The organism is bacterium (assembly GCA_024224155.1).
Classification (GTDB): Bacteria; Acidobacteriota; Thermoanaerobaculia; order Multivoradales; family JAHEKO01; genus CALZIK01.
Genome location: JAAENP010000177.1, coordinates 43,054 through 53,356 on the forward strand (window position 1 = coordinate 43,054; position 10,303 = coordinate 53,356).

Genomic DNA, 10,303 nt, shown 5'->3' on the forward strand with positions numbered 1-10,303 from the left:
ATGGCGCAGATCGCGGGTGTAATCAGTCAAGGAGTGACCCCGGAGGATCTGATCCCCGAGCCCCCGCCACCTCCGCCTCCGCCTCCGCCTCCTCCTCCCTGCCCGGCGCCCGCCCCCGCGCCCGCACCGGCGCCCAATCCGAATCCCAATCCGAACCCGAACCCCAACCCGAGCCCGGCACCGGCGCCGGCGCCGGCACCCTCCCCCAGCGCGAGTCTGTCGGCCGCCGACCAGGTCGCGGCTTCGGCCCTGCTCAACGTCGCCACCAAGACGCAACTATGGAGGTTCAAGGGAAACAACCCGGCGAAATGGACCGTCATCGGCCCCAGAACCCTGCTGGGCAACGGCCCGGGCGGAGTCAATCCCGCCACCGTCGGCTACGGCAACACCATCGCCGCGGGAGTCAGGGACTACGAGCGCAAGAGGGGGGCGCTGCCTAAGGGCGGCGCGCTGAACGCGCGGGACCTCAAGGCCCTCGAGTGGTACTCGGCTATTAACTCGGCCGGGGGACCGACCTCGATCCGCCGCAGCGCCGCGGGCGGCTACTATGCCGAGTTCTATCGCCCGTCCACGGGTGTCCGCCATACCGGACCCGTTGGTTCCATCGCGGCGGCTGTCGACTACTTCAAGTCCCAGGGGCTCTAGGTCCCCGATCAAGTTCCCGATCTTCAACCGGCTGCTGGCGGGTATTCCGCCGGCAGCCGGTTTTCTTTTTGAGGCAGGAGTCGGTTACCCTTGAGTTCTAGGGCCGAGGAGACTCTGGATACTCCCCCTTGGCGGTAATCGCGGCGACGGTTGGCGCTCGAGGTCGGGTGACACCCGGAGCCGCTGTTGTCTGCCAACGGTGCCGCGCGAGCCGCCGGCGCAGCCGAGCGGACAGGGCGGACCGCTCGAACGAAAGATCGACGCGGGCCTGGGGATCGGCGCTGAGGTCGAAGAGCTCGGTCTTCGACAATTCCAGACCCCTCAGCTTGAACGAAAGGCAGCGCCGGTCGGCGCCGGCGCCGGCGTCACTCGGTGACTCGCAATCGGCGGCCGCGATTGTCAGCCGTTTTCGCTCGCCCTGCCGCGCAAGTGGCAGGCTCCTCGAGACCCAGCGGGGACCGACCTCGAGCTCGGCCACCTCGTGACCGTCAAGCAAGGCCCGCAGGGTCCGCGGCCGGAGGAAGCTCACAATCGAAAACTCGATCTGGTCCGCGGGCGTATCGAAGGTCACCCTGCGCGTCACCCAGGTTCCGTCGTGCTCACCCCGGAGCTTGCTTCGGACGCTTTCATAGAGATGCCCCTCGCACTCGAGAAAGAGTGCCTGCTGGGCCCAGCGCCCTCGGGCTTCGGCTACCGCCCACCGTCGCGGCTCGGCGGCGTCGGCCAGACCCGGGAGCGTCCGCCCGGAAAGCGGCGGCATGGGCAGCCCGGCGAGGGCGTAGAAAGAGGGAGCGAGGTCGACGGTCTGCACGAGGGTCGCGATCCGGGACGCCTTCAGACCGGGCCCGAGCAGTAGAAGAGGCACGCCCAGGGTCTCGGGATACACCTGGGCATGGCCCACGCGACCGTGCTCGCCGAACTCGAAACCGTGGTCGGCGGTAATGGCGACAACCGGTCCGCCGCGGGAATCGAGAGCTTCGATCTCGGTGACGAACCGCGCGACTTCGCGATCGAGCCGAGCCAGGGCCTCGAAATAGGAGGCCTCCACCTTGCCCAGCACCTCGGCGGTGAGCTCTCCATGCCCGGCGATCAGCCGACCGAGCGAGAAGGGGCCCTCGAAGAGAGCCTCTTCGAGCGCGTCCGAGTGCACAAAGACAAAGAAGGGATCGGTTCCGACACCTCGAACGAACCGCGCCGCCCGATCAAAGGGAGACTCACCGTCGCTCGTGCTCGTCTCGAACCGGTCGAAGCCGCGGTCGAATCCAAAGTCGGCACTCAAATAGCCGCCGCCGGTGAATCCGCCCGTCCGGTATCCGTGCCCGGCGAAGCGCTCGGCGAGAACCGGGGCGTCGGCCGCCAAGGTCCCCTCCGGCGGGACCACGCGGTGCTCCGCCGGGTACAGACCGCTCAGCATCGAAACGTGCGCAGTCAATGTATTGGGAGAGGTGGTGAGAGCCCGCTCATAGACCAGAGCCCGCTCCACAAGCGCGTCGAGAGAAGGGCTGGGAGAGGGCTGCCGCCCTTGAAACCCCAGCGCGTCCGCTCGCAGCCCGCTCAGACTGATCAGCACGAAACCCCCAGGTCGAGGCTCGGTCCCCCGATCCCCGGAGCAGCCCAGGTACGCCACCGCCGAGATCAGCAACAGAACGACCCAAAACCCCCTGAAGCGTTCCTGCTTGGTCCCCTGAAGCAGCGACGCGTCACAGGCAGCCCGCCCTCGAATCGAACGCGCCGTCGGCAGGCTCTCGAACGCCACTAGCGGGGCCGTTCTTTCCGGACTCGCTGCAAGGCGATCTCGGCGCCGACATAGAACTGCGGCTCGATCACCGTGCCGTCCGCTCGGCGGGGATTGCGCCCGCTTCGCGTGCGAGCCACGAGGCGATAGGCGTAGATTCTCTTGTCCAGCTGATAGCGCACCTTGGTGGCTCCGCCCGGCTCGAAAGTCACGAGCTCGGGTCCGCTCGAGTCGGCGTCGAACACCGCCACCCGGCGCTGGCTGCCCAAGCTCAGCACGACCTCGTTCTCGCTCGCGGGCGACGACACCTCGAAGGCCAGAGTCTCGATCGGCTCGGCCGACGAGATCCACAGCTCGGCCGTCGAGGCTCCACGCAGCCGGAACGATCCGGTCCCTCGATTCACAATCTGAAACTGGTCCTTCCGACCCCGGATGCTGATCCCCCGGGTGTTGAAGTTCAGGTAACCGGGCACCGACTCGGCGATCGAGAGCTCTTGCGGCAGGAGCTGAAAGGCCGCGCCACGCACGTGCGCCTGGAGTGTCGGATGCGGAACCGGAACCCCGTAGGGTGAAAGCAGCACCGGCGTCAGGAACAAGCCTCCGAGCAGATAGCCCACCGCCATCAGCCAAGCCGGGCGAATCACCGGCACTAGAAACAAGAACGCCGGATAGAGATTGACGAAGTAGCGATTGCCGACAAAACCGCCGCCACCGTGCCAATTGAAGTAGATCCAGACCAGAAAGAACAGGCCGACGCCCGCGAGACAACCGACGATGAGCCAGCGAGCCGCATTCCGGCGGTCGTGAAGCAGGAACAAGACCAGACAGATGAGAGAAAACGGCAAGTAGACGAAAAGTCCCGTGTGCCGACCGACCAAGAAGTAGCCGATATTCTCGACCAGCATTCTGGGAAAGAGATCCGGAATCCGCGCCAGCCAGTACCACGAGCTGTGACGCTGGGGCGTCGCCACCGGCTGCTGGAAGGGCTTCAGGATCTCGTCCAGCCGCTCCGGATCATCGATCTGCAGGCCGGCCCGGGAAGTGCCGAGGTAGGGGGTCGGCGTGTCGGTCAGCACCCACGCGATGCCGGCTTGAGCCGCCAGGGCGACGACAATCGCAACGAGCCAGCCCGCAACGGTCTTCGCCCCCCGGCGCCTCAGGAACAGATAGAGGGCCGGTATTCCCATGGCCGCCAGCATGGGCTTGTTGTACGCCGCCAGCGAAAGTGCCGCGCCCGACCACAGCGGGCGCAGCGAGCCCGCGAAGATCCGCGCGAGGACGGCCGAGCCCGACCGGTCTTCCTCGGTCGCAGCCAGATACAAACACGCCATCACCGAGAACATGTTGAGGACCTCGGTGTGGAGCCAGAACACATAGACGAAGGCCAGGGAAACGAGAAAAAAGGAAGCCGAAAAGAACGCCGCCAGCCCCTCGGGATTCGTCCGGCGTAGATAGAAGTACCCCATCCACATCATGCCGATGAAGAGAGCCATGTTCAGAGCCACCATGCCGCGGTTCTCGAATGCGGCGGCAAACGGAGCGGCGATCACCGAGTAGATGATGGGCTTGCCGAAGTAGACCGTCTGCCAGCCGTCCAACGACATCAGAATCAAGTTGTCGACCGGCAGGTGCGGATAGGCGTCGAAGAGGCGGCGAAGGTCCGCGGTTTCGCACCGGAGGTCGCCATCGCGCGCCAGGCTCAACGCCGCCAGGAGATAGGCCGGCTCGTCCGCTTTCAACGTGACCGGCAAGCCCCTGGTCGGCACAGCCAGCGGGTAGAGCAACAGCAGGAGGCTCAAGCAGCCGAGAACCAGGCCGGCAGTGCGTCTCATAGGTCGACCAATGGAATGGGCAGAGGAAATGGAACCGCTTTAGGTCGAGGGTGCTGCTCTCTCATCGAATGCGGCGCTTGTCAGTATAGCCCGCTGGTCGGCTCGTCAGAGGTCTTCGCGCTCGCCGCTCTCCCGCTCGACCTCGACGCCTGCCTGCTGCAGCCGGCTTTCCTCGTCGACCCGATCCGCTTCCAAAGCGACCGATCCGTCACCGCGCAACTCGGCCTTCTCGGCCTCGTCGGCCTTGTCCGTGGCGACCTCCTCGAGCACTGTTTCAGGCTCCCGCACGTCCGCGAGCGCACGGTGAACAGCGAGCTTCTCCAAAATGGAGTTCGGTAGGAAGCGCTTGTCACTCGCCAGAGCTCGCGTATTCATGAAGCTGGGCGACACGATCTCCACGTCGACTTCGTGAAGAGCCGTCAGCATCGCGCCTCTCAATCGGCTTCTCGCCGAAAGCAGCAGCTTGACGTTCTTGAGCAACCCTCCCACCCGGTAGACCACCGAGAAGTCGCCCAGCTCGCGGACGTGAACGAAGACCTCTTGCAGCTCCTCCGGGGGCTCGCCCACCGAAACGCTCTTCGCGGCCTTTTTCAGAATCTCTTTGATTCGCTCGTGCCCGACGTCGTAGCCGAGCGAAACATCCGCGGTGATAATCGAGCCCGAGGCCCGGACCACGGTCACCGGCTTGGTGACCAGGTAGAGGTTCGGCAGCGTCGTCAGATCTCGATCTTCGGTCGCGATCTCGGTGTGGAACAAGCCGCGCTCGGTCACTCGCCCGAACTGACCCTCGACGCGAACCCAGTCTCCCAGCTCGAAATTGCCCACGACCCGCAGCAGAACACCCGCGATGGCGTTGCCCAACAGGGTCGTCGACGCCAGCGCCACGATCAGGACGCCGCCCAGACCGATTACCTGGGCTCTCAGAGTGTCGTCGATCGGCAGGAACACCGTGACAATCAGCAGGCCGACGACCGAGACCAAGAGCGTCGCGGCGAGCCGAACCTGCCCGCGATGACGAGAACGAACCCATCGACCCAGCAGCAGATGAAGGCCCGCGACAACCAAGAGGGTCACTACGGCCGCTATCCCCGCCGGGATCAACAATCGAAGTGACGCGATCAGATTCTCGATCACCATTCAATGTCTCCGCGCTAGCGGTGCTCTAGTGCGCCGCTCCGAACATCTTCTCGCCAGCCTCGACTCTGAAGGGCAGCCTGTTCTCGGGCGGCGGCAGCGGGCAGGTCGCATAGGGGGTGAATACGCAGGGCGGGCAGTAGGCCTTGTTGAAATCCACGACCACCGTGCCGTCATCGCCGACCGGCTCCGCGTACACGAAGCGGCCCCCGCCGTAAGTTTGCGAGCCGTTGGTCTGATCGCCGAAGACCAGAAAGAACCCATCCTCCGGATCGCCCGAGGGCTGCAGGCTATGCCTCTCACCGCCAACTTCGAGCACGACCTCCCCGAAGATCTCTTCCCCGCTCACGGTCCCGAGGATGTTGGGCGTCCGCAGGACCCTGGGCTCGTCGAAGAGCTCGTAGCGGCCGACGAGCCTCCAGTCCTCGTCGATCGGAAAGTACTCCATACCTTCGAACTCGGTAAGCAGTCGACTCTCGCGGTCCTTGAGCCGGACGCCGATCATCTCCCCGCGCTCGATCGCGTAGAAGGCAACGCTGCCACTCTCGACGATCGTCGGGCCACCCTCCGAGGTATCGAGAGACAGAGCGGTCGCACCCGACACCGGCGAGCCCCCGATGGTCAGCGCGACTCCCGCCCCGGGGAGCAGCTCCACTTCACGACCATCGCGGACCAGGACTCCGGTGTACTCGTCGATCAGGCCATCCGGAAAAACCGCGGCATTGCCTTCGCCGGAGCCGAAAGCGTTGTCGCCCTCCTCTAGCCAGTAGAGCCCCGCCAAAGTCAGCCAACCATCCGGCTTTCGAAGACTCTGATCACGCTCTTCCCGCCAGGACTCGATCAGCGAACGATGGTCGCTCACCGGCTCCACCGCCGTCGTCTCGGCGCCGCCCGAACACCCGCCACCAACCACTGCCAGCAGGGCTCCGAGACGAACAAACCAGACTTCGACTGCTCGCACCAAAGGCCTCTCCTCTCAGTTGACTAGCGGACGCGGCAGCTTCGCAGAGACTTCGACCCGGCGCAAGTCAACGAAAGGCCGTGGTGGCGAGGATCGAGTCCGTCGGCCGGTTGCAGATGGCATCCATCGACTGGCGCTGCTGGGGACTTCGCCCCTTACGCGCGAAATACTCGGCAATGATGCGTTTCGAAGGGTTCGGCCGGTCGATCGCTTCATATCTCCTCATTCGAGCTTGGACGATCGGTGAGAAGAAGCGATCGCAGTATTCGGCGACCAGAATGGGTCGTACTTTCTTCCAGCGCGGAGCCGGGTAGTGGTTGTTGTTGTACGACTCGTCGAACGACGGTGTGACGTACTCACGCAGGTCGATCATGCGGCGCCGGTGCCACTGGCGATCGGACCGCTCCAACAACGGGCTCTCGCCCCGGCAAAAACGCCGCGCGAGCTCCATGCCCTGATAGTTGGCTTCAAGGTCGCCGTAGGAAAAGACGCCGTCGGCCCATCCTCCGACGAACAACCGCTCCTGGTGCAGCCCCCGGCGCACTACGGCCCGAATCGCCTCTTCTTCGGACCGCCCTCGAGCACGCAGCCGTGAGTACTGTTTGTAGTAGCGGCGGCCGAAGCCGAACAGGTGTCCGAACTTGTCGAGTCCGAAACGGACCTCGCCGATCCGAATCGTCGGCGACAGCGGCAGCACATACGGGAAGGCCGGTTTCCGATACACGCTCCGCCGCAAGTGCTCTCGATACCCGACACCCTTCGGGTACAGATCGACGGCGGGATTGCTCTTCAGGAACTTCTGCAGCCGCGAGGCCAGCAAGCCCTGAAACAAATGGCGATAGAAGCGGGGCGGGATCTGCCGGCAGCTGAGTCGATCCGCGGCGGGGCGAGCGAGAAACGCCTCCAGCTCAGCGTTCAGATACGCGTTGACCGGCTCCGCCGAATCGACCAACTCGGCTTCGAGCGCGAGGTACTGATCGGTTTCGAACGCAAGCGCGGGCCCCGATGCTACCTGCCAGAAGACAGCCAGCGCGCCGACCCCAAAGCGGAGCCTCCCGGAAACAGTCCTGCCTCGTTGACTTCGCCCGGTCATGGCCACTTGGGGTTGAGTCGATTGCCGACCTTCCAACCTACCTCCATCGAAACCGTTTGAGGTTGACCCTGCCGCCCTCGGTAAACACTACGCCCTCCGACTCCAGCAGGATTCGCTGCAGGTGCTCGCCATCGCCGAGCCCCCGCCGGCTGATCTCGCCGCGCGCGTTGATCACCCGATGCCAGGGTACATCGCTCTCCTCGTCGAGAGAGCTCAAGGCATGGCCGACCAGGCGAGCCCGGCCCGGCTTGCCCGCAAGCATGGCGACCTGGCCGTAGGTCGCCACCCGCCCCTCGGGAATGCTCTCGACCACCTCATAGAAAGGGCGGTAACGAGAATTCCCAGGCATCAGACTGCTCGCAACCGCTCAGGCCTCGGCCTTCGTCGCCAAGCGCTGCCGCCACCAAGCTACGGTCCGCTCCAGACCCTCCGAGCGGCCGATCTTCGGCTGCCACTCGAGCTCGTCGCGCAGTCTGCCCGCATCCGCGACGACCAGCGGCGCTTCGTTCGCCCCGCGCCCCGCCGTGCCCCACTCGATCCGCTCCACGCCGCCGCCGCCGACACGCTCGGCCAGATCCAGCACCAGATCCCGCACGCGAACCCCCTCGCCCGACGCGACGTTGACCGGTCCGGTGAGATCCGACCTCAAGAGCTCGACCAGGGCATCGGCGGCGTCGGCGACAAACATGTAGTCGCGAATCTGGGTCCCTTCGGAGCAGCGCACCGGTCCGCCCTCGATCAACGAGCGCGCGACCGCGGCGACCAGGCGCCCCTCGGGCTCATGAGGACCAAAGAGAAAGAAGAGCCTCGCCCAGGCTCCGCTGACCTCCCGGGCTTCACCCCCGGCGTGAAGCTCGCACAAGCCTCGAAAGAGCTCGCCGAGGGCACGCTTGGCGGCTCCGTAGGCGCCGCCACCCGCAAGCGGAGTGCTCCCCTCCCGACAGATTCCGCTCGACCAGTCGTACTCGGCGCTCGACCCGGTAAAGACGGTCCGCTTGCCGCCGCTCCCGAAGAACGCTTCCAGCAACCGGGCGCTCGCGGGCACCCAGCGAAAGTTCTCGGGCGAGGTGTAGATACCGCGGTTCGGCGCCCAGGCCAGATGCACGAGGTGCGACGCGCCGAGGCTGGGGATCAGCCTCTCGACACTCGCCTCGTCCAGTAGGTCGCATTCGTGCCAGCGCAACGCCTCGTGTCGCGGTGCTGGCTCAGGCGCCCCGCCTGAGGTCACGGCCTCTACGGACCAGCCGGTCTCGAGGAGCCTGGCAACCACCGCGCGGCCCAGAAACCCACCGGCACCGGTTACCAGAACTCGTCCTGGTCCCGAATCGCCTGCTAAACTCCGTGCTGCGTCGCGCCTGGGCGCGCCGTTTCTCGAATCAGAAGACATCCAATCCCCGGAAAGGTCCTACGGCCTCTCTGAAGCCTAGCAGAGCGCTCATCCATCATGCCCAACCCCGTGTTCGCGGCCCTCAAGGCCGTCTATCGCAAGCTCCACTATCTGATGCGACGAACCGTCTCGGCAATCGGCTGGGAGGTCTACCCCTCTCGAGACTTCTATTCGCCGATACCTGTGTTGAAGGAGCTCGAAGCGACTCGCGAGCAATGGGACGTGCCCAGCGAGATGGTCGGCGTCGAGTACGACGTCGAGTCGATCAAGACGCTGCTGAGCGAGCTGGTATCGCGGTACGGCGCCGAGTACCAGGCGCTGCCCCGCTACCAGGACAACAAGAGACTCGGCCTGGGGCCGGGCTTCACCGAAGTCGACGCCATGACGCTCTACTTCATGATTCGCCATCTGAAACCGAGGCGCTACACCGAGATCGGTTCGGGATTCTCCACCTACTACGCCTGGCTCGCGGTCAACAAGAATCGTGAAGAGGGGATCGAGACCAGTTTCCGGGTCGTCGACCCGTTCCCGCGCGAGGCGCTGAAGAAGCTCGAGAACATCGATTTGACCATCAGCCCGGTCCAGGACGTCGACCTGGCCTATTTCGACGAGCTCGAGGCCGGCGATGTCTTTTTCATCGACACGAGTCACGTCCTCAAGGTCGGAGGCGAGGTCGCGTATCTGTATCTCGAAGTCGTGCCGTGCCTCAAGCCGGGCGTGACCATTCACGCCCACGACATCCACTTTCCCTACAACGTGCCTCACCCGGCCGAGCAATACGTCTTCCGGACCAAGTGGCCGCAGGTGTGGACCGAGTCGATGATTCTCCAGGCGTTTCTGGCCTTCAACCGGGACTTCGAGATCGTCTTCTCGGCGCCGATCCTGCGCCACTTCGACCCCGAGTTCCTGAAGGCCACGGTGCCGGACTATCGACCGACCGAAGTAGCGGATTACGACACCCACTTCGGGTCGCTCTGGTTCAGGCGCACCGGCTAAGCGCTTCGACGGCGGTCGGCAGACGAGTTCTCCAGGGGCCGGCTCGAACTACTCAGATCTCACCCGCCTCTCGCCACGCCGGGTGCTCGCACCGCCTCGAACGGCTTTGCGCACGGCAAGGACCCGACCGGTTTTCTTCGCCGAGCGACTCCGGAAGCTCGAAGCCCGGAGGATTGCACTGTTCTGAGACGGCACTCGAGAGCCGCGATCGAGCGCGGAGGCAAGCCGCTTCGGCAGGCAGCCGCCCAGGGGGCTCGCCGCAAGCACTTTGGAAGTCGTCTCGGAGGCCTCGAAGGGCTTGCGCGCAGCAGCGCGCAGGCGAGGGCCGGATTCCGGCAGTCTGAGAAGCCCGAGCCGGCCCCTGGGTGGTTGCCTGCCGAACGGCGCCGAAGCGCCGATCGGTCAACACCCTTAGTCGGGAGGGGACACCAAGGAATGGTGTCCCCGATTCCCGGGCCGGCCCCTAGCGAATCGCTCGGCGAGCCGCCGTCAACGCCCGGGCGCTAGATTGTTACGCCCA

General features: G+C 65.2%; 8 protein-coding genes and 1 pseudogene. 2 read left to right on the forward strand and 7 right to left on the reverse strand.

All coding sequences use genetic code 11. From position 1 onward, the window contains the following. Positions 1-54 precede the first annotated feature (54 nt). Positions 55-207, forward strand: a pseudogene (locus GY769_10335) (pilus assembly protein). A 535-nt stretch (positions 208-742) separates the two neighbouring features. On the opposite strand, the gene GY769_10340 reads toward GY769_10335, so the two are convergent. The 7 genes from GY769_10340 to GY769_10370 all read right to left on the reverse strand — a co-directional run bounded on the left by GY769_10340 (position 743) and on the right by GY769_10370 (position 8,787). Further along, positions 743-2,401, reverse strand: coding sequence for a sulfatase-like hydrolase/transferase (locus GY769_10340; protein ID MCP4202320.1), 1,659 nt, complete (start codon positions 2,399-2,401; stop codon positions 743-745). Next, on the reverse strand, positions 2,401-4,212 hold the full coding sequence (locus GY769_10345) for a hypothetical protein (GenBank protein MCP4202321.1): 1,812 nt from the start codon (positions 4,210-4,212) through the stop codon (positions 2,401-2,403). Before GY769_10345 ends, GY769_10340 begins: the two co-directional genes overlap by 1 nt. A 105-nt stretch (positions 4,213-4,317) precedes the next feature. Then, positions 4,318-5,349 (reverse strand): mechanosensitive ion channel family protein, encoded by a 1,032-nt coding sequence (locus GY769_10350; GenBank protein ID MCP4202322.1) that lies wholly within the window; start codon positions 5,347-5,349, stop codon positions 4,318-4,320. 25 nt (positions 5,350-5,374) lie between these two features. After that, positions 5,375-6,307: a DUF1684 domain-containing protein gene (locus tag GY769_10355; GenBank protein ID MCP4202323.1), complete on the reverse strand. Its 933-nt coding sequence runs from the start codon at positions 6,305-6,307 to the stop codon at positions 5,375-5,377. A 67-nt stretch (positions 6,308-6,374) separates the two neighbouring features. Further along, positions 6,375-7,400, reverse strand: coding sequence for a hypothetical protein (locus GY769_10360; GenBank protein MCP4202324.1), 1,026 nt, complete (start codon positions 7,398-7,400; stop codon positions 6,375-6,377). A gap of 37 nt (positions 7,401-7,437) precedes the next feature. After that, a complete protein-coding gene (locus GY769_10365) occupies positions 7,438-7,749 on the reverse strand; it encodes a methyltransferase (GenBank protein MCP4202325.1) in 312 nt (103 codons plus the stop codon). An 18-nt stretch (positions 7,750-7,767) separates the two neighbouring features. Next, a complete protein-coding gene (locus GY769_10370; GenBank protein MCP4202326.1) occupies positions 7,768-8,787 on the reverse strand; it encodes an NAD(P)-dependent oxidoreductase in 1,020 nt (339 codons plus the stop codon). Positions 8,788-8,844: 57 nt separating this feature from the next. Between GY769_10370 and GY769_10375 the strand changes: the two genes are divergently transcribed. Further along, positions 8,845-9,783: a class I SAM-dependent methyltransferase gene (locus GY769_10375; protein MCP4202327.1), complete on the forward strand. Its 939-nt coding sequence runs from the start codon at positions 8,845-8,847 to the stop codon at positions 9,781-9,783. Positions 9,784-10,303: the final 520 nt, after the last annotated feature.

What these genes read in the sequence shown, in the direction of transcription:
- GY769_10345 (MCP4202321.1), bottom strand. Translation starts at nt 4,212, where the DNA reads ATGAGACGCACTGCCGGCCTGGTTCTCGGCTGCTTGAGCCTCCTGCTG.
- GY769_10350 (MCP4202322.1), bottom strand. Translation starts at nt 5,349, where the DNA reads ATGGTGATCGAGAATCTGATCGCGTCACTTCGATTGTTGATCCCGGCG.
- GY769_10360 (MCP4202324.1), bottom strand. Translation starts at nt 7,400, where the DNA reads ATGACCGGGCGAAGTCAACGAGGCAGGACTGTTTCCGGGAGGCTCCGC.
- GY769_10365 (MCP4202325.1), bottom strand. Translation starts at nt 7,749, where the DNA reads ATGCCTGGGAATTCTCGTTACCGCCCTTTCTATGAGGTGGTCGAGAGC.
- GY769_10370 (MCP4202326.1), bottom strand. Translation starts at nt 8,787, where the DNA reads ATGTCTTCTGATTCGAGAAACGGCGCGCCCAGGCGCGACGCAGCACGG.
- GY769_10375 (MCP4202327.1), top strand. Translation starts at nt 8,845, where the DNA reads ATGCCCAACCCCGTGTTCGCGGCCCTCAAGGCCGTCTATCGCAAGCTC.